Source organism: Nonomuraea sp. NPDC005692, assembly GCF_040631115.1.
GTDB lineage: Bacteria > Actinomycetota > Actinomycetes > Streptosporangiales > Streptosporangiaceae > Nonomuraea.
Genome location: NZ_JBEXYU010000017.1, coordinates 69,300 through 95,817, shown reverse-complemented (window position 1 = coordinate 95,817; position 26,518 = coordinate 69,300). Strand labels below are relative to the sequence as shown.

The window sequence follows — 26,518 nt, the reverse complement described above, 5'->3', positions numbered from 1 at the left end:
GACGCGTGTCGCGCGCCCTTCTCTCAGAAGTCGTGCGCCCATCTCCCCGGAAGTCACGCGCCCTTCTCCGCGGAAGTCACGCGCCCTTCTCAGGAGTCACGCGCCCATCTCCCCGGAAGTCACGCGCCCGTCTCCCGGAAGGCGTCCCCGGCTCTCGCCCGCGCTCTCCCCCCGGGGGTTCCCGCTCTCCCCCGGAAGCCCCGACTCTCCCGGGCGCGTTCTCCCGGCTCTCCGCCGGAAGCCTCCCCCAGGTCTCCCAGGCGGGTTCCCTGTGCTCTCCCCGGGAAGCTGCCCTGGCTCTGTCAGGGGCTTTCCCCGGCGGGCATGGAAAGGGCCGCGCGGACGGCCGCGCGGCCCTTTCCAGACGGTTCCCTACAGGTACTGGCCGGTGTTGGCGACCGTGTCGATCGAACGGCCGGCCTCTGTGCCCTGCTTGCCGGAGACCAGCGTGCGGATGTAGACGATCCGCTCGCCCTTCTTGCCGGAGATGCGGGCCCAGTCGTCGGGGTTGGTGGTGTTGGGCAGGTCTTCGTTCTCGGAGAACTCGTCGACGCAGGCGGTGAGCAGGTGTTGCACCCGCAGACCCTTCTGGCCGCTCTCCAGGAACTGCTTGATGGCCATCTTCTTGCCCCGGTCGACGATGTTCTGGATCATCGCGCCGGAGTTGAAGTCCTTGAAGTAGAGGACTTCCTTGTCACCGTTGGCGTACGTCACCTCGAGGAAGCGGTTCTCCTCGCTCTCGGTGTACATGCGCTCGACCACACTCTGGATCATGCCGTGGATCGTCGCCTCGCGAGAGTCGCCGTGCTCGGACAGATCGTCGGGGTGCAGGGGGAGCTCGGCCAGCAGGTACTTGGAGAAGATGTCCTTGGCCGCCTCGGCGTCGGGCCGCTCGATCTTGATCTTCACGTCCAGGCGGCCCGGCCGCAGGATCGCGGGGTCGATCATGTCCTCGCGGTTGGAGGCGCCGATCACGATGACGTTCTCCAGGCCCTCGACGCCGTCGATCTCCGACAGCAGCTGAGGGACGATGGTGTTCTCCACGTCGGACGAGACGCCCGAGCCTCGGGTGCGGAAGATCGAGTCCATCTCGTCGAAGAACACGATCACCGGGGTGCCCTCGGAGGCCTTCTCACGGGCCCGCTGGAAGACCAGGCGGATGTGCCGCTCGGTCTCGCCGACGTACTTGTTGAGCAGCTCCGGGCCCTTGATGTTGAGGAAGAAGCTCTTGCCGGACTGGCCGGTCTTCTCCGCGACCTGCTTGGCCAGGGAGTTGGCGACCGCCTTGGCGATGAGCGTCTTGCCACAGCCGGGCGGGCCGTAGAGCAGCACGCCCTTCGGGGGACGGAGTTTGTGCTCGCGGAACAGGTCGGCGTGCAGGTAGGGCAGCTCGATGGCGTCCCTGATCTGCTCGATCTGCCGCATGAGCCCGCCGATCTCCTCGTAGGAGATGTCGGGGACCTCCTCGAGCACGAGCTCTTCGACTTCGGACTTGGGTATGCGCTCGTAGACGTAGCCGGAGCGGGGTTCGAGCAGGAGCGAGTCACCGGCCCTGATGGGCTGGCCGACCAGCGAGTCGGCCAGTCGCACGACGCGCTCCTCGTCGGCGTGCGAGATGACCAGGGCCCGCTTGCCCTCGTCCAGCAGTTCCTTGAGCATGACGATCTCGCCGACCTCTTCGTAGCCGAGCGCCTCGACCACGTTGAGTGCTTCGTTGAGCATGACCTCCTGGCCACGGCTCAGCGAGTCGACGTCGACGGCGGGGCTGACGTTCACCCGGAGCTTGCGCCCTCCGGTGAACACCTCGATCGTGCCGTCTTCTCGGGCTTCAAGGAAGGTGCCGAAGCCGGACGGCGGCTGAGCCAGCCGGTCGACCTCCTCCTTGAGAGCGACGATCTGGTCCCGGGCCTCCTTGAGTGTGGCCACCAGGCGCTCGTTCTGGCCTGTCACGGCCGCGAGATTCGCCTGTGCCTCATGGAGACGCTCTTCGAGGACTCTGGCCTGACGGGGTGACTCGGCCAGCTTCCGCCTCAGCGCGGTGATCTCCTCCTGGAGGAAGGAGACCTGTGTTGAAAGATCAGCGACCTCCCGTTCGCGCTGCGCGGCTCGAGCCTCAGCATCATCGCGAGCTGCCACGCCCCGTCACCTCCTTCCCAGTCGAGGGCGACTACTAAGGACCTTACCTATCTCGGGCCCCTCCGTAACCTGGCCGGGCAGTGTTCGTCGAGTGACATGCAGTATTCGGTGAATAATCCCCAATGGTGCGTTTAATACTCCCAGCATATGAACACGGCGATCTGTTCCCGTGTCACGCACCAACGCACCCTCGTGGCCAAATCGTCATAGTTCCTCGGTGGTTCCCTTCGGTCGGCGGCGTCGCGGTGGCGGCGTCACTCCGTCTGCCATGCGACGGGCGCTGACGAGGAAGCCGGTGTGGCCGATCATCCGATGATCGGGACGAACCGCGAGCCCTTCGACATGCCAGTCGCGAACCAGGGTCTCCCACGCATGAGGCTCGGTGAAACACCCGTGATCGCGAATGGCCTCCACGGTCTTGGACATCTGGGTGGTGGTGGCGACATAGCAGCAGATGACGCCGCCCGGCGTGAGGGCCTTGGCGGCGGCGTCGACGCACTCCCAGGGGGCCAGCATGTCGAGGATGACGCGGTCGACGTCGGCCTCGTCGATCGAGGAGACCAGGTCGCCGAGGGCCAGGCGCCAGTTGTCGTCCATCGGGCCGCCGAAGAACTTCTCCACGTTCTTGCGGGCCACCTCGGCGAACTCCTCGCGGCGCTCGTAGGAGGTGACGTGGCCCTCGGGGCCGACGGCGCGCAGCAGGAAGCAGGTCAGGGCACCGGAGCCGACGCCGGCCTCGATCACCCGGGCGCCGGGGAAGACGTCGGCCATGCCGACGATCATCGAGGCGTCCTTGGGGTAGATGACGGCCGCGCCGCGCGGCATCGCGAGCGTGTAGTCCTGCAGCAGGTGGCGGAAGGCGAGGTAGGCGGTGCCGCCGGAGGACCGCACGACGGAGCCTTCAGGCTGCCCGATCAGGTCGCTGTGCGGGATGGCGCCCTTGTGCGTGTGGAAGACGCCGTCCTGCTTGAGCGTGATCGTGTGGCGCTTGTTCTTGGGGTCGGTGAGCTGCACCTGATCCCCTGCCTGGAACGGCCCATGCCTGCGGAAACCCATGGCGGCAAGGTTATATGGGTTTCTCACGCGCGCGGACGCACGGTATCTATGGTGGATGCTCCCGCGCGACGTGATCTCCACCGGCCCCCTGATCCTGCGAATGCCCGCCGACCCCGACGCGGAGGCGATCGCGCGCATGATGGACGACCCCGTCACCGCCCGGCATCTGCCGCTGCTGCCGTCGCCGTACCGGATCGAGGACGCCCGCGCCTACCTGAAGTTCGCCGAGGACAAGTGGGCGTCGGGCGGCGCGGAGTGGGCCGTCACCGAGGACGGCCGGTACGCCGGCGCGATCGGGGTCCGCCCGCCCGACCGCTGGGGCACGGCCGAGATCGGCTACGTGGTGGCGCCCTGGGCGCGCGGCAGGGGCGTGGCCGCCCGGGCCGCCAGGGCGGTGTCCGACTGGCTGGCCGACCAGGGCGTGCACCGGGTGGAGCTGCAGGCCGAGGTGGAGAACGTGGCCAGCCTCAAGGTCGCGCTCAGGGCGGGGTTCCGCGAGGAGGGCCGGCGGCGCAAGGCCAAGCGGCTGCGCGACGGGCGGTGGGTCGACCTGGTGTCCTTCGCCAGGATCGCCGGGGAGCCGGCGCCGGCCGAGGAGCCGTACCTGCCCTTCTTCGACGGCGGCGAGCTGACCGACGGCGTGGTGCGGCTCGTGCCGCTCTCGGTGGAGGACGCCCCGGAGTACCACCGGATGATGTGCGACCCGAGCGTGACCGCCTACTCCCTGACCCCGCCCGCCTCCCTGGAGGAGGACGAGCAGCGCTGCCGGTGCACCGGCTACTGGTGGGTCACCGGGCAGCGGATCGAACTGGCGGTCAGGGACGCCGCCACCGGCGCGTTCGCCGGGCACCTCCAGCTCATGCAGGTCGTCCCCGTGCTCGGGCAGGCCATGATCGGCTACTCGCTGGTGCCTGACTTCCGCGGCAGGGGGTTCATGACCCGCGCGGTGCGGCTGCTGGTCGACTGGGCGTTCGCGCGCACGGCCCTGCACCGGGTCGTGGCGGGCACCGACGTGGTGAATGCGGCCTCGCACGCGGTGCTGGAACGTGCCGGTTTCAGCAGGGAGAGCCTGCACCGGGAGCTGTTCCCGAAGCCGGACGGCACGCGGGCGGACGACGTGGAGTGGGTGCGGCTGCGCCCGTCGTGAAGGGCTCGACCGGCCCTGCCTGCGAAATGCGGAAAAATCGCAATTTCCTGTTGAGGGGTAGTCAAGAGCCGCGTCGAGGGTGATACTCCGGGGCACCGTTCGGAGATTCGCGTGATCGGGCCGCGCGATCTCTTCGCCCTCCACCCGAGGGAATCACCGCGATGCCAAACAACCGTGTCGATATCGCCATGCGTGAACTCATCACCGCGTTCTCCTGTCTGGAGGTCGCCGACGTGATCGATCGGCTCGCGCGCGCCGCGGCGGCCGTGGCGGGCACCGCGTACGCGGGGTTCGTCCACGTGGACGTGCTGCGGCGGGACGCCCGTCCGCTGCACGTCCACGCGCCGCCGGGAGACCCGCTGCGGGTGCGGCGGTGGTTGTCGGGGTCCGGGGTGCTGAAGGAGCTGGCCGCCGCGGAGGGGGCGCTACGGCTGGCGCGGGACGAGACGATGGGTGAGCCGGGGTTCCTGGCCGTGCCGGTGCCGGCGCAGGTCCGCGACCACACGTTCGTGTGGGTGGCGGGACGGGGGTTCCAGGAGGGGGACGAGCACCTGCTGAGCCGGTTCGCGACGGCGGCGGGGCGGGCGGTGGAGGGGGCGCGCGGGCTGGAGGCGGCCGTGCGGCTGCTGCGCGGCGTCCGCACCTTCCGCCCCGGCTGACCCGCCGGCCTGACTTGCTCTCCGACCCGGCTGACCCGCCGGCCGACTGCCCCTCCGGGGCGCCCGCCCCTTCGGAACGGCCGTTCCCCTCGGGACGGCTGCTCCATTACGACGGCCCCTTCTGGACCGCCGACCCGTTGGAACCTTTGGGACGGCCCGGATCCCGCCGTCGCAGAGGGCCGCGAACCCGGGCCCACCTTTTCCGGATATGTCGCCCGGCACCCGCGAAATACCCTTTATCGCCTCATCCCCCGACTCCGGCAATTTCCATTCAGCCGTTCGCCCCCGGCCATTCCTGACGCATTTCCCAAAAGGTTTTCCGGAAACACGAACGCCCGCACCCCGGGAAATCAGGTGCGGGCGGACGGGTGCCGGGATCAGCCCCGGTGGGCCTCGAAGCGGAGGGTGCGGGAGACGCCCACACGGACCGTCGTGCCGGGGGCGATGGTGACCGGCTCGTTGGGCGGGATGTCGTAGAAGTTGGGATCGCCGGGCGGCTGGATCTGGGTGCCGTTGACCGAGCCCAGGTCGACCAGGTTGACGTCCCAGCCGTCGAGGGCCACCCGCAGGTGGCGGCGCGAGACCGAGCCGTCGGGGCTGGTGACCTTGGCGGGCCTGGCCGAGCCGCCCGCCACCTCGGGCGCGCGCTCGGGGTCACGGCCCAGCAGGTAGTCGCTCTCCAGCGGCAGCGCCGTGCCGTCGTCGAGGATGAGCACCCCGAGCGAGGGCCGCGGCCCCTTGTACGGCACCAGCGTCCGCTGCACCAGGGCGATGCCGCAGACGGCGCAGTAGGGCACCCTGGGGTCGTTGAAGTGGTCGTTCTTGCAGTCGACCCCGTAGACCAGCGGGCGGTCGCCGTGGTCGCCCTGCTGCTCCTGCGGCGGCGGCCCCGGGTGGTCGAAGTGCTCCGGCGGGCCGAGCACGGGCGGGGCCGGCTGGTCGAAGTGATCGGGCGGGCCCATGTGCTGCTGCGGCTGGTCGGCCATGCCGTTACCGGACGGCGGCAGCTCGTCGTAGGACGGGAACTGCTGCTGGGGCTCGGGGTGGGGCTGCTCCTGCGCGGGCAGGAAGGGAGGCTGGTCCTGGGGCGGGAGGTACGGCGGCTGCTCGTGCCCGAACGGGGGCTGCTCGTGGCCGAAGGGCGGCTGGTCGTGCCCGAACGGCGGCTGGTCCAGCGACGGAGGGCCCGAGTGGGGACCGGGTTGGGGGCCGGAGTGAGGACCGGGCTGGGGGCCCGGGTGCGGGACGCCGGCCTGCGCGCCCGAGGACGGACCCTGGACGAGCGGCGGCTGGTCGGCCAGCGGGTAGGGAGGTCGCTCGACCGGCCGCTCGGGCGGCGGGGCCAGGTCGGGCTCCATGTGCAGGGCCGTGTTGGGCATCTCGCTGGTGAGCGGCCTGGACCGGTCGGCCGCCTGCCCCTGCGGACGGACGTGCAATGGCTGGTCGGTGAGGTCGCCGATCAGGCCGCCGCCGTGGACGACGCCGCCCTCGAAGCCGACCGCGGGATGCGGGCCGCCGGCGCCGGGCAGGGTGAGCTCGACACGCTCGACCGGGCCGCTGATCAGCCGGTCGGCCCAGGTCAGGGAGTCGCTGCCGGCCAGGCGGGTCTCGCCGCCGGAGGTGCTGACCGAGGCCGAGGCCGAGCCGCTGACCAGCACGGCCACGCCGCCGCCCACCGGACCGGCGACCGCGCACGTGGCCGGGTCGCCCGCCATGTTGGCGGCCAGCACCTGCGCCGCGCGGCGGGCCAGCGCCCGGCCGTCACCGCCGGAGGCCGCCGTCTCGCGCAGCGCCTCGATCAGGCCGTCGGCGGCCGCCTCGCCCGCGTCGCACACCAGCAGCAGCCCGCCGATGTAGGCGACCAGCCCGTCGCCGGGAAGGGGACGCACCACTCCGAAGCCCTGGCCGCTCATGCGCCCTCCCTCATGACGACCGTGCTGCGCTCATCGGTGCCCTCGCTGCGCTCGGTCACTCAACTCTCCTCCCCGGAAGCCGGCGATATTACGGCACCCGCACTGCCGTGCCGGCCACCAGCCATACGCATACCCAGACGACGACGCCGTGTCGCGGCCCAGGCGTCTCGATTCGGTGAACCGGTGGACCACGACCAACCCGTCAACTGTGCAAGTTCGGCCAAACAGAAGACTATCGGCCTGCCGTCCTGGCATCGAAATCGCCGGGCTACGGGTAGTGGCCGGACAAGACCTTAGCCGCAAACGCGCCGGGCATGTCAGACCCCGGTGAAGACGCGGTTGACGTCGGCGGTGGCGAGCACGCCGTAGATCTCGCCGCCATGCTCCACCAGCAGGTACTCCCCCGCGGGGGCCGAGCGCATGGCGTCGATGAGCGGCTCGCCGGTCAGGTCGGCGGCCAGCACCATGGTCGGTTCGAGCGCCTTGGCCAGCGAGCCCACGTCGACCCACGGGCGCCGGTGCTCGGGGGTGGCCTGGACGGCGGCCTCGTTGACGATGGCGACCGGCCGTCCGTCGTGGTCGACCACCACCAGGGCGCCCGCCCGCTGATCGGCGGCCTGCCGCAGCGCCTCGGCCAGCGGCGTCTCGGCCGCCACCGGGATCGCCCTGCGGGCCAGCGCCCGCGCGTTGACCTGCGGGATGCGGGCGCGGATGCGGGCCACGCGCAGCGACTGGGTGGCGCCCATCCAGATGAAGGAGGCCAGCACCACCGGCCACAGCAGCTCGACGGGGTCGAACTCCTGCCCGCTCGTCATCGACGTCGCGAACGGCAGGACGACCAGCAGCACGGCCAGCACGCGCCCGCCCCAGGCGGCCACGACCGTGCCGGAGCCGGGGTTCCTGGTCAGCTTCCACACGCCCGCGCGCAACATCCGGCCGCCGTCGAGCGGCAGGCCGGGCAGCAGGTTGAACACGCCGACGATGAGGTTGGCCACCCACAGCTGCCAGATGAGCACCTCGGCGATGCCGCCGTCGTTGATCACGTACGTGTCGGCGAGCAGGCCGAGCCCGGCCAGGCCCAGCGACAGGGCCGGCCCGGCGGCGGCGACCAGGAACTCCTTGCCCGGCGTGGGCGGCTCCTTCTCGATCTCCGACACGCCGCCGAGGAAGTAGAGGGTGATCCGGCGCACCGGCAGGCCGAACATCTTGGCCAGCACGCTGTGGGCCAGCTCGTGCAGCAGCACCGAGACGTAGAGCAGCACGGCGAAGACGAAGGCCACCGCGTAGGCGACGGTGTTGTCCAGCTCGGGCAGCATGTCGCGCATGCGGGGGCCGAACATGACGGTGATGAAGGCCGCGACGATGAACCACGTCCAGGAGACGTACACCGGGATGCCGAAGGGCCGCCCCATCCGAATGCCGGGGAACTCCTGACGGGGCCTCTGCTCGCTCACCGCACTCCTCGTACGTCCATTACGTGCTGTTGCTGCCTCGATGCTACGCGCCCGATCACGTGATCCTCGTCCCGGCGAGGGTTATTCTGTCGGGCTCTTGACCTAGAGTGCGGTGCATGACGTTGACCGAACCGGTGATCATCGGAGCTCTCTCCCCGTCCCGGGCAGGCGATTTCATGACCTGTCCCCTGCTCTACCGGTTCCGGGTCATCGACCAGCTGCCCGAGAAACCCTCCCCCGCGGCCGTGCGCGGCACCGTGGTGCACGCCGTGCTGGAGCGGCTCTACGACCTGCCGGCGCCGCGCCGGTCGGTGCAGGCGGCCCTGGAGCTGCTGGAGCCCCAGTGGCAGCGGTTGCTGCAGGAGGACGAGCAGTACGCGCGGATGTTCGCCGACGACGCCGAGCAGGCCGAGTGGCTGGCGCAGGCGCGGGCGATGCTGGAGCGCTACTTCACGCTGGAGGACCCGACCCGGCTGGAGCCCGCCGAGCGCGAGCTCTACGTGCAGGCGGTGCTGGACGGCGGCCTGATGCTGCGGGGCTACGTCGACCGGCTCGACGTGGCGCCCACCGGCGAGGTCCGGGTGGTCGACTACAAGACGGGCAGCGCGCCCGGCCCCGACTTCGAGGCCAAGGCGCTGTTCCAGATGAAGTTCTACGCGCTGGTGCTGTGGCGGCTGCGCGGGCAGGTGCCCCGGCTGCTGCAGCTGGTCTACCTGGGCGGGCGCGGCGAGGTGCTGCGTTACGCCCCCGACGAGGCCGACCTGCTGGCCACCGAGCGCAAGGTGATGGCGCTGTGGACGGCGATCGAGCGGGCGCTGGAGACCGGCGAGTGGCGGGCGCGCCGCAGCCGGCTGTGCGACTGGTGCGACCACCAGGCGCTGTGCCCGGAGTTCGGCGGCACCCCGCCGCCGGTGCCCGACCGTCAGCCCGGCGACACCGTGCGCAGCAACCGGCGCGCGGCCACCGACGAGCTGTAGCCCTGGGCCGGTAGCCCTCCGACAGGCCGCTCCTTATCCTCCGAAGGGAGGAGTTCCAGGCTCTCACCTGGGCCTACAGTGAAGCGGTGCGGATCGACCGACCCCTGTTCCACGACACGGCCCTGGCCGTCGTGGTGGCCGCGGCCTCGGTGACGCTCTTCCTCCTCTACGGGCCCGAGCGCCTGGAGCCGGCGGAGCTGACGGCGGGGAGCATGCGCGCGCCCGACGGGCTCGGGGCGGCGCTGCTGGTGCTGGCCGCCGCGCCCATCGCGGTGCGCAGGCGCTGGCCGCTGGCGGCGCTGTGCGCGGGCCTGATCCCCGAGACGGCGCTGACCGCGCTGGGTTACGGCACCGGCGCGTCGGGGGTGTCCAGCCTGGTGCTGGTGTACTCGGTGGCCTCCAACCGGGGGCTGGCGGTGGCGCTGGGCGGGCTGCTGGTCTCGCTGCTGACGTACGCGGTGGGGGCGCTGGCCGGCCCGGTCACGCCGCCGGGCGCGAGCGGGCACGTGGTGGCGGTCCTGGTGCTGCTGGCGGTCTGGGGGGCGGGCAGGAGCCTGCGGCTGCGGCGGGCGTACCTGGAGGAGCTGCGCGACCGGGCGGCCAGGCTGGAGCGGGCCCACGCGGCCGACACGCGGGCCGCGCGGGCCGAGGAGCGCTCGCGCATCGCCCGTGAGCTGCACGACGTGGTGGCCCACCACGTGAGCGTGATGACGGTGCAGGCGGCCGCGGCGCGGCGGGTGCTGGCCGCCGATCCCGACCTGGCGCGGGAGGCGCTGTCGGCGATCGAGAACACCGGGCGGCTGGCCATGTCCGAGATGCGCAACATCGTGGGCGTGCTGCGTACCGACGCGCGGGCCGAGCTGGGGCCGCAGCCCGGCGTGGGCGACCTGCCGGGGCTGGTGGAGCAGATGCGCGAGGCGGGGCTGCCCACGCGGCTGCGCGTGGAGGGCGAGCCGCGGCCGTTGCCCGCCGGGGTCGACCTGGCCGCCTACCGGCTGGTCCAGGAGGGGCTGACGAACAGCCTGCGGCACGCGGGGGCCGGGGCCGAGGCGGTGGTCACCGTCTCGCACGCCCCCTCCGGCCTGGACGTACGCGTCGAGGACGACGGCAGGGGCACGGCGCCGGCGGCCGACCGGCCGGGCCACGGCCTGGTCGGCATTCGCGAGCGGGTCGCACTCTATGGTGGAATTCTGAACATCGGTCCGCGACCGGGGGGCGGTTTCGAGGTGCGGGCGAGGTTCCCGTTGAAGGACGGCCAATGACGATCAGAGTGCTGCTGGTGGACGACCAGCCGCTGCTGCGCACGGGATTTCGCCTGATCTTGGAGGCCGAGTCCGACATCACGGTGGTCGGCCAGGCCGGCGACGGTAAGGGCGCGATGGAGCAGACCAGGGCGCTGCTGCCCGACGTGGTGCTCATGGACATCCGCATGCCGGGCGTCGACGGCATCGAGGCGACCCGCCGGATCGTGCGGGAGGCCGCGCCCACGGCGCACGTGCCGAAGGTGCTGGTGCTGACCACGTTCGACCTCGACGAGTACATCGTGGAGGCGCTGCGGTCGGGTGCCTCGGGCTTCCTGCTGAAGGACGTGCCGCCCGACGAGCTGGTGCAGGCGATCCGGGTGGTGGCGGCGGGCGACGCGATCGTGGCGCCGAGCGTGACCAGGCGGCTGCTCGACCGGTTCTCCAAGCGGCTGCCCTCGGCCTACGAGCAGGCCACGCCGGCCCGCCTCGACCGGCTGACCGAGCGGGAGCTGGAGGTGCTGCGGCTGATCGCCAAGGGCATGTCCAACGCGGAGATCGCGGCCAAGCTCGTGGTGAGCGAGACGACGGTCAAGACGCACGTGGGCAACGTGCTGACCAAGCTGGGGCTGCGCGACCGGGTGCAGGCCGTGGTGCTGGCGTACGAGACCGGGCTGATCACGCCCGGCGCGATGTCCTGAGGCCGCAGCCCCCGGCGGGATGTCCTGAGGCCGCCGCCCCGGCAGGAGGGCGGCGGCCGCAAGGTCTCAGGCCCGGGTCAGGCCTGCGTCGTCGCGGCGGTCGCGGCGGCGGGCGCGTTCTCCGGGAAGTGGCAGGCCACGCGGTGGCCGCCGGCCAGCTGCTCCAGGGGCGGCTCGACCGTCTTGCAGATCTCCTGCGCCTTCCAGCAGCGGGTGTGGAAGCGGCAGGCGGGCGGCGGGTTGAGCGGGCTCGGCACGTCGCCGGTGAGCCTGATGCGCTCGCGTTCCTTGCGCACCTTGGGGTCGGGCACGGGCACGGCCGACAGCAGGGCGTTGGTGTAGGGGTGCATCGGCGAGCTGTAGAGGCTCTTGCGGTCGGCGATCTCGACGATCTTGCCCAGGTACATGACCGCGACCCGGTCGCTGATGTGGCGCACCACCGACAGGTCGTGGGCGATCACGACGTAGGTCAGGTCGAGCTCGTTCTGCAGGTCCTCCAGCAGGTTGACGACCTGGGCCTGGATGGACACGTCGAGCGCCGAGACCGGCTCGTCGGCGATGATGAGCTTGGGCTTGAGCGCGAGCGTGCGGGCGATGCCGATGCGCTGCCGCTGACCGCCGGAGAACTCGTGCGGGTAGCGGTTGTAGTGCTCGGGGTTGAGCCCGACCAGGGCGAGGATGTCCTGGACCGCCTTCTTGACGCCGTTCTCGGTCTGCACGCCCTGGATGCGGAACGGCGCGCCGACGATGGTGCCGACGGTGTGGCGGGGGTTCAGGGACGAGAACGGGTCCTGGAAGATCATCTGCATGTCGCGGCGGAGCGGCCTGAGCCTGCCCTGCCCCATGTGCGTGATGTCCTGGCCCTCGAAGACGACCTTGCCGCCGGTCGGCTCGAGGAGCCTGGTGACCAGGCGGCCGGTGGTGGACTTGCCGCAGCCGGACTCCCCTACCAGGCCGAGCGTCTCGCCCTTGAAGACGTCGAAGCTGACCCCGTCGACCGCCTTGACGGCGCCGACCTGCCGCTTGAGCAGGCCCTTCGTCACCGGGAAGTGCTTCTCCAGCCCTTGGACGGAAAGAAGCGGCTCGTTCGCGGTCACCGTCTCGCTCACTGGCTCTCCAGCACTGGCTTGATCTCGTTCTCCCACAGCTCCCGCCGCTCCGTCCTGGTCATGTGGCAGCGCACCAGGTGGCCGCCCTCGGTCTCGATCAGGCCGGGCACCTCACTGCTGGACTTGCCCCCGGTGCGCTCGGCGTAGGGGCAGCGGGGGTGGAAGGCGCAGCCCGGAGGCACGTTGATCAGGGACGGCGGCGAGCCCTTGATCGGCAGCAGCCGTTCGGTGGGCTCTCGGTCGAGGCGGGGCATCGATCCCAGTAGACCCCATGTGTAGGGGTGCTCGGGACGGTAGAAGATGTCGTCGGCGGTGCCGTACTCGATGCACTTGCCGCCGTACATGACCAGGATGTCGTCGGACAGCTCGGCCACCACGCCCAGGTCGTGGGTGATGATGATCAGCGCGGAGTTGAACTCGCGCTGCAGGTCGACCATGAGGTCGAGGATCTGGGCCTGCACGGTCACGTCGAGCGCGGTGGTCGGCTCGTCGGCGATGAGCAGTTCGGGGTCGCACGACAGCGCCATGGCGATCATCGCGCGCTGGCGCATGCCGCCGGAGAACTCGTGCGGGTAGGAGTCGACGCGGCGCTGAGGCTCGGGGATGCCCACGCGGCCCAGCATGTCCACGGCGTGCTTCTTGGCGACGGACTTGGAGACCTTGTGGTGGATCCGGTACGCCTCGACGATCTGGTCGCCGACCGTGTAGAAGGGGTGCATCGCCGACAGCGGATCCTGGAAGATCATCGCCATCTTCTTGCCACGCAACCCGCGCACGTGCTCCTGCGAGGCGCCCACGAGCTCCTCGCCGTCGAGCCAGATCTCGCCCGAGACGTTGGCGCCCTTGCCCTTGTGCAGGCCGAGGATGCCGAGGCTGGTCACCGACTTGCCCGAGCCGGACTCGCCGACGATGCCGAGGGTCTTGCCGCGTTCGAGGCTGAAGGTCAGCCCGTCGACGGACCTGACCAGGCCGTCGTCGGTCGGGAAGTGAATCTTCAGGTCCTTGACGTCGAGAAAGGGACTCACGCCAGCCTCACTCTCGGGTCAACGACCGCGTAGAGCAGGTCGACGATCAGGTTGGCCAGGATGATGAAGGCCGCCGCGACGATCGTGACGCCCATCACCTGGGGAAGGTCGTTGTTGCTGATGGCGTCGACGGCGTACTTGCCGATGCCGGGCAGCGAGAAGGTGCTCTCGGTCAGGACGGCGCCGCCGAGCAGCAGCCCCAGGTCGAGGCCGAACATGGTGACCACGGGGGTGAGCGTGGCCCGCAGCCCGTGTTTGAGCACCACCTTCCGCTCGGGCAGGCCCTTGGCCCTGGCCGTGCGGATGTAGTCCTCCGACATGGTCTCCAGCATGCCCGCTCGGGTGAGGCGGGCGTAGCCGGCGGCGTACAGGAAGGCGAGCGTCACCCAGGGCAGCATGAGGTTGTTGGCCCAGGTGAGCGGGTCTTCGCTGATCGGCACCCAGTCGGCCACGTCGCCGACCAGCCCGAGCTGGTCGCGGAAGATGGCCAGGGAGACGATACCGGTGAAGAAGATCGGCAGCGAGACGCCGGCCAGGGCGATGCCCATGGACAGCCGGTCGAAGAAGCTGCCGCGGCGCAGCGCCGACAACACGCCGGTGGCCACGCCGAAGATGACCCACACGACGGCCGCGCCCAGCGCCAGCGACAAGGTGATCGGCAGGCGGTTGAGCAGGTCGGGCAGGACCGGGTTCTGGCTGACGTAGCTGTAGCCGAAGCAGGGCGCCGGGCAGTGCTCGATGCCGGGGCCGTAGTTGCGGTCGACGCCGACGAAGATGCCCTGCACGAAACGTCCGTACTGGACCAGGATGGGGTCGTAGAAGCCGAGGCGCACAGCCGTGTCGTGGATCACCTCGGCGTTGGCCGCCTTGCCCACGTACCGGGAGGCCAGGTCGTCAGCGGACATCCCAGCGAGCCGAGGCACGAGGAAGAAGATGGCGAACGTCGCGATGCTCACCACGAAGAGCAGCATGACGGCCGCTATCAACCGTCTGAGAATGTATGTGAACACTGATCTCGGCAATGGCGGCCGGGCCTTGTGGGCCCGGCCGCCGAAGCCTTCACCTGCTTTCGGTACGGGACGTTCCGGCAGTTAGCGCCGTTGCTACTGGGTGCTCAGCGTGAGGAACTCGTACATGCCCCAGTTCTGGGAGACGAAGACGTTCTTCAGCTGCGGCGGACGGTAGAACAGGCCGTGCGCCCAGACGTAGGGAAGGATGTAGCCCGACTCCATGACCTGCTTGTCGACGGCGGCCCAGATGCTGTTGCGCTTGGTCGCGTCGGTCTCCCCGGCGGCCTGGTCGATCAGCTCGTCGATCTTGGGGTCCTTCACGCCGAGGTTGGTGTTACCGGCGGGACGGATGACCCGGCTGTCGACGATCTGCTGGAAGAAGCCGAAGCCCTCAGGGTAGTCGGCGCCCCAGCCGTAGACCATGAGGCCCAGGTTGTTCTTCTTGGCGAAGTCGGGCTTGCCGGCGTACAGCTTGAAGTAGTCACCCTGCGGGAAGCCCTTGAGCTCCAGCTTGATGCCCACGCGGCCGAGCGACTGCTGCAGCGACTCGGCGGTCTGCTTCTCGGCCGAGCGCTCGTTGCGGAAGGAGATGGTGGTGCTGAAGCCGTTGGGCTGGCCGCAGGCCGCCAGTTCTTCCTTGGCCTTGGCGATGTCACCGGTCGGGTTGGCCTCGACGCCGTAGGGGTCGATCTTCTCGTAGCCGGTCATCTTGGCCGGCATGAGGCTGAGGGCCACGTCGCCACCGGCGTCCGGGCCGCCGTAGGCGCCCTGGATGGCCGAGCGGTCGGTCGCGTACAGCACGGCCTTGCGGCAGTGGATGTTGTCGAACGGCGGCACGTCACCGTTGATGTTGGTGAACCAGGTGCGGTCGATCGGGGCCGAGTCGGCGTACTGCTTGACCTTCTCGTCGGTCAGGACCGTCTTGCGGGCGTTGGCCGCCACGCCGGTGCTGTTGACCTTGACGTCGATCTTGCCGGAGAGCAGGCGCTGGTCGAGGTCGTCCTCGTTCTGGCCCAGCAGCACTTCGATCGAGTCGTTGAGCTGCTTGCGGTTGGGGTCGGTCGCCGCGTCCCAGTTCGGGTTCTTGACGAGCTCGATGCGCTTGGTGAGCTCGTGCGCCTTGAACATGTACGGGCCGGTCGCGACCGGGTGCTCCTTGTACTTCGAGCCGGTGTCCTTGGCCACGGGCACGGGGGCCGTCTGCGGGAGCATGGCGAAGTAGTCGAAACCGCCGTACGCCTTCTTCAGGTGGAAGACGATGGTCTGGTCGTCAGGGGTCTCGATCGCCTTGAAGTCGTCGAGCTTGTTCTTCATCTTGTACGGGCCGGTGTAGCTGCCGACGTCGAGCCAGTCGTTGAAGTACGTCGGGCCGCTGGGCAGGATGTCCTTGTCCAGCGAGCGCGCCACGCCGTACTTGACGTCCTTGGAGGTCACCGGGGTGCCGTCCTCGAACTTGATGCCCTTGCGCAGCTTGTACGTCCACGTCTTGCCGCCGTCGCTCGGCGTGCCCAGGCCCTCGGCCAGGTCGCCGACGAGCTGCAGGCCCTCCTCGCCGGGGACCGGCTTGAACATGGTGAGCGCGCGCGTGTAGAGGCGGGCGAAGTTCCAGGCGTAGCCGTAGTACATGTCGCCCGGGTCGACGGAGTCGAAGTCGCCGGGCATGCCCATGTGAAGGGTGCCGCCGACCTTCTCCGACGGGTTGATGACCGCCGTCACGCCCGCGTTGTACTTGCTGGACGGCTTGTCGTCGCTGCCCGAGCCGCTGGTGTTCTTGCTGCCACCGCCGCCACCACACGCGGAGACGACCACGGCGAGAGCGGCGGTCACCGCGATCGCCGACGCCTTAGATCTCATCTTCATCGACCTGACACACCCCTTGAATCTAGGAGTTGAGAGAACTTGCGGATAACTACTCACGAGGCCTTATCGGGCCTTGGGATCGAAGGCGTCCCGAAGACCGTCACCGAGCAGGTTGAACGCCAGCACGGTGATGAAGATCGCGAGGCCGGGGAAGATCATGAAGTTGGGCGCCACGTCGTAGTTGTGGACGGCCTCAGCCAGCATGCCTCCCCACGTCGGGGTCGGCGGCCGCACGCCCACGCCGAGGAAGGAAAGTGCGGCCTCGAACAGGATGTTCGACGGGATCAGTAGCGTCGAGTACACGAGGATCGGCGCCAGCAGGTTGGGCAGGATCTCCTTGAACAGGATCGTGTGACTGCGCGCGCCCAGGCTTCTGGAGGCGTCGACGAACTCCCGCTCGCGCAGGGAGAGCGTCTGGCCCCGGATGATGCGCCCGATGTAGGGCCAGTTGAAGAAGCCGATGATGAACACCAGCAGGCTGATCCTGAGGGTGTCGCCCGACATGCCGAACGCCTTGTCGGGGATGACGCCGGCCAGCGCCAGCGCGAACACCAGCAGCGGGAAGGCGAGGAAGATGTCCATGAGGCGGGAGATGACGGTGTCGATCCAGCCGCCGAAGAAGCCGGCGATCATCCCCATCACGGTGCCGATCACCACGCACAGCAGGGTCGCGAAGAACGCGATCAGCAGCGAGATGCGGGCACCGTACAGGATTCGGCTGAACAGGTCGCGGCCCGTGGTGGGCTCGACACCGAACAGGAAGTCCCAGCTCATGCCACCGAAGGCGCCGATCGGAGCCTGGATCGCCGGGTCGATCTTCTCCCGGTGCCATTCGGCCGGGTCGTGACCGAACCACGACACCAGCAGCGGCGCGAAGATCGCCACGAGGATCAGCAGGATGATGACGATGCCGCCGATCATCGCGATGCGGTCGCGCTTGAGGCGCATCCAGGCGATCTGCCCGAGGGAACGCCCCCGGATGACTGAAGACTCCGCCCCCTCAAGAACGGTCTCCGGCCCGGCCTCGACGGCCGAGTCAGGAACATCGAGCGGTGCGGTCATGCCAGTGGCCCCCTGGATTCCAGACGACGTCGTCCGTGTCGGCGCGACCCGGTCAGGGTAGTGCGCCCGTGCAAGGCGAGTCCGCAGAGTCGCGGCCCCAGGAGGCAGAATCTATGGCCTGAGCTGGTGTGACCAGTCCCTCAGCGCTCGATGTGGCTCAACTGTGATTGACGCGAAACTTATTCGTATCGATCTTGATGTGAATGTCTACGGCCCGTCCCGGTTGGGTCTCGGAACTGTGACAGTGCCGATCCTGGACCGTTTCTGTCCGAAATCAGCTGATGCCGCGGCGCTTCAGAAGCGCTTCGATATCGGAGAAGTCATCGTCGTTCTTGGGGGCCTTCGGGGCCACCGACGGCTGGGGTTTGTTCGCTACGGGCTGAACCGGCGGCTTCCCGCCCGGCTCGGGAGCGGCCTTCTTCTTGCGCCCCAAGGACAGCCTGCGGCCGCGCATCACCCCGGAGACCACGAACAGCACGGCGGCCAGACCCGCCACGGCCACACCGGCCCACACCATCGGGTTGAGCACCAGCCCGGTGACGAACCCCACCGCGGTCGCCCCGATCGTCCACAGCGCGCTGAGCGCGCCGGTCAGGTAGGCCGCCACCGGCAGCAGGGACCAGGCCGCCAGCCTCATCCCCGCGGCCGCGCCCCGGCGCCTGAAGGCCAGGAAGCTCAGCACCAGCCCTACCGCCGTCACCCCGGCGCACAGCGGCAACCAGGCGATCTGATTGAACATTACGGCCGCCCCTCGTCTCGACTACGCCTTCCATCCTGGCACGCGAAACGCCGGGAGCCTCTCCTCCGCGAGGACCAGACGCCCCCTAGGGGATCAGGGCGCGCAGATCGGCGACGCCGACGTCGGCCAGCGAGGAGACCACCAGACGGCCGGGGGCCGGCTCGACCGGCAGCAGGTTGGGGACGGCCACGACGGCGCAGCCCGCCGCCGTGGCGGCCGCCACGCCGTTGGGGGAGTCCTCCAGCACCACGCAGCGCACCGGCTCGACGCCGAGCAGCCCGGCGGCCTTGAGGTAGGGCTCGGGGTCGGGCTTGGTCCGCTCGACGTCGGCGGCGGTGACGACGAGGTCGAAGCGATCTTCGCCGAAGCCCTTCAGCACGGCGTCGGCGATCTCCCGCATCGACGAGGTGACCAGGCCGACCGGCACCCCCTCGTCGCGCAGCGCCTCCAGCAGCTCCGCGGCCCCCGGCATGACGGCGACGCCGTCCGCCAGGCGCTCGACCATGCCGGCGACCATCCACTCCTGCACCGTCGGCGCCGGCACGTCGGCCCCGGAGACTGCGAGCATGTAGTCGAGCGTGCGCTCCATGGACCCGCCGACCAGGTGCGCCTGGTGCTGCGGCGTCCATTCGGCGCCGAGCCTGGCCATCACCCTGGTCTCGATCTCCAGCCAGACCTTCTCGCTGTCGACGAGCAGGCCGTCCATGTCGAAGAAGACCGCTTCCACGTGCTTTCCCCCGATGACGAACTAGACGTTGAAGTACTTGGCCTCGGGGTGGTGCGCGACCAGCGCCGAGGTGGCCTGCTCGGGGTGGAGCTGGAACTCCTCCGACAGGCTGACGCCGATGCGCCCCGGGTCGAGCAGCTCGAACAGCTGCTGCTGGTCCTCCAGGTTGGGGCAGGCCGGGTAGCCGAAGGAGTAGCGGCAGCCCTGGATGTTGACCTTGAGCATGTCGTCGAGCGTCTCCTGGCCGCCGATGCCCCACTCGGCGCGCACCCGGGCGTGCCAGTATTCGGCCAGCGCCTCGGTGAGCTGCACCGACAGGCCGTGGAGCTCCAGGTAGTCGCGGTAGGCGTCCTTGGCGAACAGCTCGGCGGTGGCCTGGGAGATCTTCGCGCCCATGGTGGCCACCTGGAAGCCGACGACGTCGACCTCGCCGGAGTCCTTGCCCCGGAAGAAGTCGGCCAGGCACAGGTGCCGGTCGCGGCGCTGGCGCGGGAAGGTGAAGCGGGTGCGCTCGTTGCCGTCGTCGCCCAGGATGATCAGCGAGTCGCCGTCGCTGACGCACGGGAAGTAGCCGTAGACGACGGCCGCCTCCAGCAGGCCCTCGGTCTGCATGCGCTCCAGCCACATGCGCAGCCTGGGCCGGCCCTCGGTCTCGACCAGCTCCTCGTAGCCGGGCCCGTCGCCGCCCCTGGTGGGCTTGAGGCCCCACTGGCCCAGGAACAGGGCGCGCTCGTCGAGGAAGGCGGAGTACTCGGCCAGCGAGATGCCCTTGACCACGCGGTCGCCGTGGAAGGGCGCCGCCGGCACCGGGTTGTCGGCGGCCACGTCGGAGCGGGCCGGCAGCTCCTCGACCGGGGTGCGCTGCAGCACCGCGCCGGTCTTGACCCGCCGCTCGCGCAGCGGCGGCAGCGTGGCGCCCGCGACGCCGCGCTTGACGGCCATGAACGAGTCCATCAGCCGCAGCCCCTCGAACGCGTCGCGGGCGTAGCGCACCTCGCCCTCGAACAGCTCGGCGAGGTCCTGCTCGACGTAGGCGCGGGTGAGCGCGGCGCCGCCGAGCAGCACCGGGTACTTCTCCGACAGGCCCCTGGAGTTCATCTCCTCCAGGTTCTCCTTCATGATGACCGTCGACTTCACCAGCAGCCCGGACATGCCGATCACGTCGGCCTTCTGCTCGTCGGCGGCCTCCAGGATGGCCGAGACCGGCTGCTTGATGCCGAGGTTGACCACCTGGTAGCCGTTGTTGGACAGGATGATGTCCACCAGGTTCTTGCCGATGTCGTGCACGTCGCCCTTGACCGTGGCCAGCACGATGCGGCCCTTGGTCTCGCCCTCGACGCGGTCCATGTGCGGCTCCAGGTAGGCCACGGCGGCCTTCATCACCTCGGCCGACTGCAACACGAACGGCAGCTGCATCTGGCCGGAGCCGAACAGCTCGCCGACCGTCTTCATGCCGTCGAGCAGCACCTCGTTGATGATCTCCAGCGCGGGCCGCTGGGTGAGCGCGTCGTCGAGGTCGGCCTCCAGGCCCTTGCGCTCGCCGTCGATGATGCGCCGCTTGAGCCGCTCCCACAGCGGCAGCGCGGCCAGCTCCTCGGCCTTGCCGGCGCGCATGGCCGCGGCGTCGACGCCCTCGAACAGGTCCATGAAGCGCTGCAGCGGGTCGTAGCCCTCGCGGCGGCGGTCGTAGACCATGTCGAGCGCGACCTGGCGCTGCTCGTCGGGGATGCGGGCCATCGGCAGGATCTTGGAGGCGTGCACGATGGCCGAGTCGAGGCCGGCGTTGACGCACTCGTTGAGGAACACCGAGTTGAGCACCATGCGGGCGGCCGGGTTGAGGCCGAAGCTGATGTTGGACAGCCCCAGCGTGGTCTGCACGCCCGGGTAGCGGCGCTTGAGCTCGCGGATGGCCTCGATGGTCTCCAGGCCGTCGCGCCTGGTCTCCTCCTGGCCCGTCGCGATGGGGAAGGTCAGGCAGTCGACGATGATGTCCTCGACGCGCATGCCCCAGTTGCCGGTCAGGTCGTCGATGAGGCGGGAGGCCACGCGCACCTTCCAGTCGGCGGTGCGGGCCTGGCCCTCCTCGTCGATGGTCAGCGCGACGACCGCCGCGCCGTGCTCGCGCACCAGGCGCATGATCTTCTGGAAGCGGGAGTCGGGGCCGTCGCCGTCCTCGTAGTTGACGGAGTTGACGGCCGCCCGGCCGCCGAGCATCTCCAGGCCCGCCTGGAGCACGGCGGGCTCGGTGGAGTCGAGCATGATCGGCAGCGTGGAGGCGGTGGCGAAGCGGAAGGCCAGCTCCTTCATGTCGGCCACGCCGTCGCGGCCGACGTAGTCGACGCACAGGTCGAGCATGTGGGCGCCGTCGCGGGCCTGGTCGCGGGCGGTCTCCACGCAGTCGTCCCAGCGGCCTTCCAGCATCGCCTCGCGGAAGGCCTTGGAGCCGTTGGTGTTGCAGCGCTCGCCGATGGCCAGGTAGGAGGTGTCCTGGCGGAAGGGGACCGTCTGGTAGAGGGAGGAGGCGCCGGGCTCGGGGTGGGGGCGGCGCGTGACCGGCTCCTTGCCGCGCACCCGCTCGACCACCTGGCGCAGGTGCTCGGGGGTGGTGCCGCAGCAGCCGCCGACCAGCGACAGGCCGTAGTCGCGGGCGAAGGTCTCGTGCGCGTCGGCCAGCTCCTGCGCCGACAGCGGGTAGTACGCGCCGTCGGAGGTGAGCACCGGCAGGCCGGCGTTGGGCATGCAGGACAGCTTGAGCCGGGAGTGGCGGGCGAGGTAGCGCAGGTGCTCGCTCATCTCGGCCGGGCCGGTCGCGCAGTTGAGCCCGACGATGTCGACGCCGAGCGGCTCGATCGCGGTGAGCGCGGCGCCGATCTCCGAGCCGAGCAGCATCGCGCCGTTGGTCTCGATCGTCACCTGGGCGATGATCGGGACATCCCGGCCGGCGGCCTCGACGGCCCGCTTGGCGCCGATGACGGCGGCCTTGACCTGGAGCAGGTCCTGGCAGGTCTCGATGATGAGCGCGTCGGCGCCGCCCGCGATCAGGCCGGCCGCGTTGTCGCGGTAGGCGTCGCGCAGGCTCCGGTAGGGCAGGTGGCCCAGCGTCGGCAGCTTGGTGCCCGGCCCCATCGAGCCGAGGACGAAGCGCGGCTGCTCGGGCGTGGACCAGTGGTCGGCCCGCTCGCGGGCGATCCGGGCGCCGGCCTCGGAGTACTCGAAGACGCGCTCGCCGATGTCGTACTCGCCGAGCGCGGCCAGGTTGGCGCCGAAGGTGTTGGTCTCGACGCAGTCGACGCCGACGGCGAAGTACGCGTCGTGCACGCCCTGGACGATGTCGGGGCGGGTGACGTTGAGGACCTCGTTGCAGCCCTCGTGCCCCTCGAAGTCGTCGAGCGTCGGGTCCTGCGCCTGGAGCATCGTGCCCATAGCCCCGTCGGCCACGATCACGCGCTGGGACAACACTTCTCGGAAGGACGGGGAGATGCTCATGCCGTAGAGCTTATCGGCTGAGTCCCGACGGCCTATTCTTCCGCCTGTCAATTGACCCGGCGTCCAATAGCGGCGGGCCCGCCCGGCTCCTTCCGTGTCGTTCCGGCGGGCGGTCCGCCCCCTTCCGGGGTGATCCGCTAGGGGCGAACGGAAGGGAGGGGTGAGCGCGGTGGGACGGGGGATAGTCGCGTGGTGGGCTGGGCGAAAGGGGTGGGCCGGTGGCTCGGAGCGTTCGCGGGGAGATCGGTGACGCCGACGCCTGCTTACCGCATAGGCTTAGCGCGATGAGGGAGAGAGGAGGCGACACGTGATCGAGCTCGAAGGGCTCCCCGAGCTCGTCGACCCGGTGCTCATTGCCGCGTTCGAGGGGTGGAACGACGCGGGCGAGGCTTCCAGCGGTGTGATCGCCCATCTCGAGTCGTCCTGGAAGGCCGAGCCGCTGATCGCGCTCGACCCCGACGACTACTACGACTTCCAGGTCACCCGTCCCGTGGTGGAGATGGGCGACGGGCTGACCCGGTCCATCGTGTGGCCCACTACGCGGCTGTTCCACGCCCGTCCGCCGGGCAGCGAGCGCGACGTCGTGCTGCTGCGCGGCATCGAGCCCAACATGCGCTGGCGCTCGTTCTGCGCCGACATCATCCAGGTCTGCCGGGAGCTGGGCGTCGAGCTGGCGGTGATGCTGGGCGCGCTGCTCAACGACTCGCCGCACACCCGTCCCGTGCCGATCCTGGGCGGGGCCACCGACGAGGCGCTGGCCCGTTCGACCAACCTGGAGCTCAGCCGCTACGAGGGCCCCACCGGCATCGTCGGCGTGCTCCAGCACGCCTTCGGCGAGGCCGGGCTCGACGCGATCTCGCTGTGGGCCTCGGTGCCCCACTACGTCGCCCAGCCCCCCAACCCGAAGGCCACCCTCGCGCTGCTGCGCCGCATGGAGGACGTGCTGGAGATCCCGATGCCGCTCGGCGACCTCGACGAGGAGGCGCGCGCCTGGGAACGCGGCGTCGACGAGCTGGCCTCGCAGGACAGCGAGGTGGCCGAATACGTCAAGGAGCTGGAGGAGCGCAAGGACGCGGCCGAGCTGCCCGAGGCGAGCGGCGACGCGATCGCCGCCGAGTTCGAGCGCTACCTGCGCCGCCGCGACCGCGACACCGACAGCTGACCCGCGGCACATCGCGGCTCGAGCCGTCACACCCGACGGCCTGCTCCCCTGGCAGTCCCGCGGCACGGTCCTCCACATCCGACGGCTGACTCCGCGAGCAGTTCTGAGCGCCAGGCCGGGGCTTGAAGTCGGGTAGCTACATCCCAGGCCGGACTCAGGAGGTCGCACGTCTGCATCCATGAGGCCAGGGCTGTGAGGTCGCGTGCCTGCATCCCGAGGCCGGAAGCTGAGGGGTCGCTCGGCCACCTCCTAGGCTGGGGCTGTGAGGTCACTCGAGGGCCGCCACGCCTGACAGTTGACTCCGAGACGCACCCCGGCTCGGGCCGCCCGCGCCCGACGGCTGGCTCCGGGGCTCATCCCAGCTCTGGCCGCCCGCACCCGACGGCTGGTTCCGGAGCTCATCCCGGCTCAAGTCATCACACCCGACGGCCTGCTCCCCTGGCAGTCCCGCGGCACGGTCCTCCACACCCGGCGGCTGACTCCGCGAGCACTCCTGAGGGCCAGGCCGGGGCCCTGAGGTCGTGTGGCTACATCCCCGGGCCGGACTCAGGAGGGCGCACGTCTGAATGCCTGTGAGGTCGCGTGGCTGGATTCCGGGGCATGTGAGGTCGCGTGGGTGGATTCCGGGGCACTTGAGGTCGGGTTACCTCTGGGCGGGGGCCGGGTGGGGGCGTCGGTGTTTGACGGACTGGTCGTAGCGGTGCCAGATCAGGGCGGTCACGGCGGGGTCCGGGGCGAGCGGGGCGGTGACGAGGTCGGCGCCCGAGGCGTCCAGCCGGTCGTGGAAGAAGCCGGGGGCCAGCACGTACGAGGCCACCACCACCCGGCCACGAGACGTCCTGCGCGCCTGGTCCACCGCGTCGGGCAGCGACGGCGTTCCCGAGGTGGCGAAGGCCGCCGTGACCGGCCGCGACAGGCGTACCGAGAGCCGCCGGGCCGCGGCGCGCACGTCGGCGAGCCCCGCGGGGTCGGACGAGCCCGCCGCTCCCAGGATCACCGTGTCGGCGGCGCGCAGCCCCGCGTGGGCCAACGTGCGGACGAGCGCCGAGGTCAGCAGGCCGTGTGGCCCCAGCCGGCCGGCCACCAGCGCGTCCGGACGGCGGGCGGCGACGACCTCGGGCAGGTCGACGTGCACGTGGTAGCCACCGGCCAGCAGCAACGGCACGACCACCACCGGCCCAGGCACGGCCGGCAGAACGTCGGCGAGGAGCGGCGAACTGATCTCCAGAAAGCTCATCTCGACCCGGCACCCCGGCCGTGCCCTGCGGACCGAACGGGTCAGCGCGGCCAGGGCCCGCTCCCCCGCCGCGCTCCGCGTCCCATGCGCAGCCAGCACCAGCGTGGGCAGCGGCCCGTCCTCGGGCACGGACTCACTCGCCAAAGGGGTCGCACCCACCAGAGCGGACGCGCGCACGAGAGCAGGTGCGCGCACGACATCGCACGCACCCACGACATCGGGCGCACGCACGACATCCGGCGCATTCACGAGACCCAGCGCACGTACGAGGACCGGCGCACGCACGAGAGCTGGCCCGCCGCCCGGCGGCGGGTCGGGGTGGGTGGGGTTGGAGGGGTTGGTCGCGGTTCATGGGGTGGGGTGGCTGGGGTTCGTGGAAGTGGCTGGGGTTCGTAGGGGTGGCTGGGGTCCGTGCGGGTGACTGGGGTCCGTGCGGGTGACTGGGGTCCGTGCGGGTGACTGGGGTCCGTGCGGGTGACTGGGGTCCGTGCGGGTGACTGGGGTCCGTGCGGATGGCTGGGGTCCATTGGGGGTGCTGGGGTTCGTGGGGTGTTGGGGTACTGGGGTGGCTGGGTTGCTGGGGGATGGGGTGGTGAGGTGGTGGGGGTCATGGGGTTGGCTCGTGGGGGCAGGCCAGGCGGTAGCCGCGTTTGACGACCGTCTCGACGATGCCGCTCGGCCCCAGGGCCCGGCGCAGCCGGGTGACGGCCATCTCCACCGCGTGCTCGGCCGAGTCGCGGACGGCGCTGCCCGGCAGGACCGTACGCAGGTCGGCGCGGGAGACCACGTGGCCCGGCTTGTCGGCCAGGCGTTTGAGCACCGCCATCGGCGCGGGCGGCAGCGGACGCAGGTCGCCGTCCACGACGACGGCGTGGCCGCGTACCTCCAGGCGGTGGTCGCCCGCGACCAGCCGGGTGACCCCGTGCTCGGGCAGGTGTCTGGCCAGGGCGCGGGCCAGGGCGCCGAGACGGGAACGGTCGGGCTGCAGGACGCGTACGCCACGAGAGGTCAGCGGCTCGGCCGTCACGGGCCCCACGCAGGCGGCCACGACGGGCCCGCCGAACGCGGCCAGCAGCGCGTCCTCCAGCCCGTCGGAGCGGGCCGCGCCGAGCATGGCGTGGACGGCGGGCGCGCTGGTGAAGGCCACCGCGTCCACGGCGCCGGAGACCGTCTGGCTGATCAGGCGGCGCAGGGGCGAGCCGTCGCGGCAGGGCAGCCACCGGTAGACCGGGATCTCGATCACCTCGGCCCCGGCCGCGCGCAGGTCGGCCACGAAGGCGGTGAGCGGCTCGCCGTGCTGCTGGACCGCGATGCGCCGGCCGCGCAGGTCCTGGGCGAGCAGGTACTCCTTGACCTCGTCGCAGGACTCGGTGACGGGGGTCCAGTGGTCGGTCAGCCCGGCGGCCCGTACGGCTCCCTTGGCCTTGGGGCCGCGGGTGAGCAGCCGGGCCCGGCCGAGGTGGTCGCCGAGGTCGGCGGACAGGCCCCAGCCCTCGGCGGCGGCCATCCAGCCGCGGAAGCCGACGCCGGTGGTGACGACCACGTCGTCCAGGGGGGCCTGGAGGGTGCGCCGGGTGGCGGCGAGCAGGTCGGCGTCCTCGGCCAGGGGCACCAGGCGGATGGCGGGGGCGCTGACGACACGGGCGCCGCGCCGCGCCAGCAGCGCGGCGAACTCCTCCCGCCGCCGCGTGGCGGTCACCCCGACGGTGAACCCGGCCAGCGCGTCGGGCGCCGTCTCGGGAGACCCTTCAGAAAGGGTGGTCATGCCGGTACCTCCGGGCTGGCGGGGCCCGGCCGGGCCCCGAGCGCCCGGCCGG

At 70.5% G+C, this 26,518-nt stretch carries 20 protein-coding genes; 6 read left to right on the top strand and 14 right to left on the bottom strand.

Annotated elements, in window-relative coordinates; translation table 11 throughout:
- Nucleotides 1–372 precede the first annotated feature (372 nt).
- Complete coding sequence (gene arc, locus ABZ459_RS30200) at nt 373–2,136, bottom strand: proteasome ATPase (RefSeq protein ID WP_125642617.1); 1,764 nt, start codon at nt 2,134–2,136, stop codon at nt 373–375.
- 204 nt (nt 2,137–2,340) lie between these two features.
- On the bottom strand, nt 2,341–3,192 hold the full coding sequence (locus ABZ459_RS30195; protein ID WP_357977307.1) for a tRNA (adenine-N1)-methyltransferase: 852 nt from the start codon (nt 3,190–3,192) through the stop codon (nt 2,341–2,343).
- 55 nt (nt 3,193–3,247) lie between these two features.
- Here ABZ459_RS30195 and ABZ459_RS30190 point away from each other — a divergent pair, with 55 nt between their 5' ends.
- Nucleotides 3,248–4,339, top strand: coding sequence for a GNAT family N-acetyltransferase (locus tag ABZ459_RS30190; protein WP_357977304.1), 1,092 nt, complete (start codon nt 3,248–3,250; stop codon nt 4,337–4,339).
- A gap of 188 nt (nt 4,340–4,527) precedes the next feature.
- Nucleotides 4,528–4,998: a hypothetical protein gene (locus tag ABZ459_RS30185; RefSeq protein WP_357977302.1), complete on the top strand. Its 471-nt coding sequence runs from the start codon at nt 4,528–4,530 to the stop codon at nt 4,996–4,998.
- A 377-nt stretch (nt 4,999–5,375) separates the two neighbouring features.
- Here the strand turns inward: ABZ459_RS30185 and ABZ459_RS30180 are convergent, their stop codons facing one another.
- Both ABZ459_RS30180 and ABZ459_RS30175 read right to left on the bottom strand, forming a co-directional pair.
- Nucleotides 5,376–6,911, bottom strand: coding sequence for an FHA domain-containing protein (locus ABZ459_RS30180; RefSeq protein WP_357977299.1), 1,536 nt, complete (start codon nt 6,909–6,911; stop codon nt 5,376–5,378).
- 317 nt (nt 6,912–7,228) lie between these two features.
- Nucleotides 7,229–8,365 carry a site-2 protease family protein gene (locus ABZ459_RS30175; RefSeq protein WP_357977295.1) on the bottom strand — a complete coding sequence of 379 codons (1,137 nt, stop codon included), beginning with the start codon at nt 8,363–8,365 and terminating at the stop codon, nt 7,229–7,231.
- Nucleotides 8,366–8,481: 116 nt separating this feature from the next.
- Here ABZ459_RS30175 and ABZ459_RS30170 point away from each other — a divergent pair, with 116 nt between their 5' ends.
- From ABZ459_RS30170 to ABZ459_RS30160, 3 genes are all read left to right on the top strand, one after another.
- Complete coding sequence (locus ABZ459_RS30170) at nt 8,482–9,342, top strand: RecB family exonuclease (RefSeq protein ID WP_352364040.1); 861 nt, start codon at nt 8,482–8,484, stop codon at nt 9,340–9,342.
- Between the two features lie 86 nt (nt 9,343–9,428).
- The gene (locus ABZ459_RS30165) at nt 9,429–10,604 is read left to right on the top strand and encodes a sensor histidine kinase (RefSeq protein ID WP_357977292.1); all 1,176 of its coding nucleotides are present in this window, start codon (nt 9,429–9,431) and stop codon (nt 10,602–10,604) included.
- Nucleotides 10,601–11,284, top strand: a complete 684-nt coding sequence (locus ABZ459_RS30160; protein ID WP_357977289.1) for a response regulator transcription factor — start codon at nt 10,601–10,603, stop codon at nt 11,282–11,284. Before ABZ459_RS30165 ends, ABZ459_RS30160 begins: the two co-directional genes overlap by 4 nt.
- A gap of 77 nt (nt 11,285–11,361) precedes the next feature.
- On the opposite strand, the gene ABZ459_RS30155 is transcribed toward ABZ459_RS30160, so the two are convergent.
- The 8 genes from ABZ459_RS30155 to metH form a co-directional block, all read right to left on the bottom strand.
- The gene (locus ABZ459_RS30155; RefSeq protein WP_357977286.1) at nt 11,362–12,393 is read right to left on the bottom strand and encodes a dipeptide ABC transporter ATP-binding protein; all 1,032 of its coding nucleotides are present in this window, start codon (nt 12,391–12,393) and stop codon (nt 11,362–11,364) included.
- Nucleotides 12,390–13,418, bottom strand: a complete 1,029-nt coding sequence (locus ABZ459_RS30150; protein ID WP_357977283.1) for an ABC transporter ATP-binding protein — start codon at nt 13,416–13,418, stop codon at nt 12,390–12,392. The genes ABZ459_RS30155 and ABZ459_RS30150 overlap by 4 nt, the downstream gene beginning before the upstream one ends.
- Complete coding sequence (locus tag ABZ459_RS30145; RefSeq protein WP_352364030.1) at nt 13,415–14,428, bottom strand: ABC transporter permease; 1,014 nt, start codon at nt 14,426–14,428, stop codon at nt 13,415–13,417. Before ABZ459_RS30145 ends, ABZ459_RS30150 begins: the two co-directional genes overlap by 4 nt.
- A gap of 93 nt (nt 14,429–14,521) precedes the next feature.
- On the bottom strand, nt 14,522–16,288 hold the full coding sequence (locus ABZ459_RS30140; RefSeq protein WP_357977280.1) for an ABC transporter substrate-binding protein: 1,767 nt from the start codon (nt 16,286–16,288) through the stop codon (nt 14,522–14,524).
- Between the two features lie 63 nt (nt 16,289–16,351).
- Entirely contained in the window at nt 16,352–17,350 is a 999-nt protein-coding gene (locus ABZ459_RS30135) for an ABC transporter permease (protein WP_357977277.1), read from the bottom strand.
- A 274-nt stretch (nt 17,351–17,624) separates the two neighbouring features.
- A complete protein-coding gene (locus ABZ459_RS30130; protein WP_357977274.1) occupies nt 17,625–18,089 on the bottom strand; it encodes a cellulose synthase in 465 nt (154 codons plus the stop codon).
- An 85-nt stretch (nt 18,090–18,174) separates the two neighbouring features.
- Nucleotides 18,175–18,816 (bottom strand): HAD family phosphatase, encoded by a 642-nt coding sequence (locus ABZ459_RS30125; protein ID WP_357977271.1) that lies wholly within the window; start codon nt 18,814–18,816, stop codon nt 18,175–18,177.
- Between the two features lie 21 nt (nt 18,817–18,837).
- Nucleotides 18,838–22,302 (bottom strand): methionine synthase, encoded by a 3,465-nt coding sequence (gene metH, locus ABZ459_RS30120; RefSeq protein ID WP_357977268.1) that lies wholly within the window; start codon nt 22,300–22,302, stop codon nt 18,838–18,840.
- 307 nt (nt 22,303–22,609) lie between these two features.
- Between metH and ABZ459_RS30115 the strand changes: the two genes are divergently transcribed.
- Entirely contained in the window at nt 22,610–23,464 is an 855-nt protein-coding gene (locus tag ABZ459_RS30115) for a PAC2 family protein (RefSeq protein ID WP_352325653.1), read from the top strand.
- A 643-nt stretch (nt 23,465–24,107) separates the two neighbouring features.
- Here ABZ459_RS30115 and ABZ459_RS30110 read toward each other — a convergent pair.
- Nucleotides 24,108–24,845: a CbiX/SirB N-terminal domain-containing protein gene (locus ABZ459_RS30110; protein WP_357977264.1), complete on the bottom strand. Its 738-nt coding sequence runs from the start codon at nt 24,843–24,845 to the stop codon at nt 24,108–24,110.
- Between the two features lie 463 nt (nt 24,846–25,308).
- The gene (locus tag ABZ459_RS30105; RefSeq protein WP_357977261.1) at nt 25,309–26,466 is read right to left on the bottom strand and encodes a uroporphyrinogen-III synthase; all 1,158 of its coding nucleotides are present in this window, start codon (nt 26,464–26,466) and stop codon (nt 25,309–25,311) included.
- Between the last annotated feature and the right edge of the window lie 52 nt (nt 26,467–26,518).

What these genes read in the sequence shown, in the direction of transcription:
- ABZ459_RS30190 (WP_357977304.1), top strand. Translation starts at nt 3,248, where the DNA reads ATGCTCCCGCGCGACGTGATCTCCACCGGCCCCCTGATCCTGCGAATG.
- ABZ459_RS30195 (WP_357977307.1), bottom strand. Translation starts at nt 3,192, where the DNA reads ATGGGTTTCCGCAGGCATGGGCCGTTCCAGGCAGGGGATCAGGTGCAG.
- ABZ459_RS30160 (WP_357977289.1), top strand. Translation starts at nt 10,601, where the DNA reads ATGACGATCAGAGTGCTGCTGGTGGACGACCAGCCGCTGCTGCGCACG.
- ABZ459_RS30180 (WP_357977299.1), bottom strand. Translation starts at nt 6,911, where the DNA reads ATGAGCGGCCAGGGCTTCGGAGTGGTGCGTCCCCTTCCCGGCGACGGG.
- ABZ459_RS30140 (WP_357977280.1), bottom strand. Translation starts at nt 16,288, where the DNA reads ATGAAGATGAGATCTAAGGCGTCGGCGATCGCGGTGACCGCCGCTCTC.
- ABZ459_RS30105 (WP_357977261.1), bottom strand. Translation starts at nt 26,466, where the DNA reads ATGACCACCCTTTCTGAAGGGTCTCCCGAGACGGCGCCCGACGCGCTG.
- metH (WP_357977268.1), bottom strand. Translation starts at nt 22,302, where the DNA reads ATGAGCATCTCCCCGTCCTTCCGAGAAGTGTTGTCCCAGCGCGTGATC.
- ABZ459_RS30135 (WP_357977277.1), bottom strand. Translation starts at nt 17,350, where the DNA reads ATGACCGCACCGCTCGATGTTCCTGACTCGGCCGTCGAGGCCGGGCCG.
- ABZ459_RS30185 (WP_357977302.1), top strand. Translation starts at nt 4,528, where the DNA reads ATGCGTGAACTCATCACCGCGTTCTCCTGTCTGGAGGTCGCCGACGTG.
- ABZ459_RS30170 (WP_352364040.1), top strand. Translation starts at nt 8,482, where the DNA reads ATGACGTTGACCGAACCGGTGATCATCGGAGCTCTCTCCCCGTCCCGG.
- ABZ459_RS30130 (WP_357977274.1), bottom strand. Translation starts at nt 18,089, where the DNA reads ATGTTCAATCAGATCGCCTGGTTGCCGCTGTGCGCCGGGGTGACGGCG.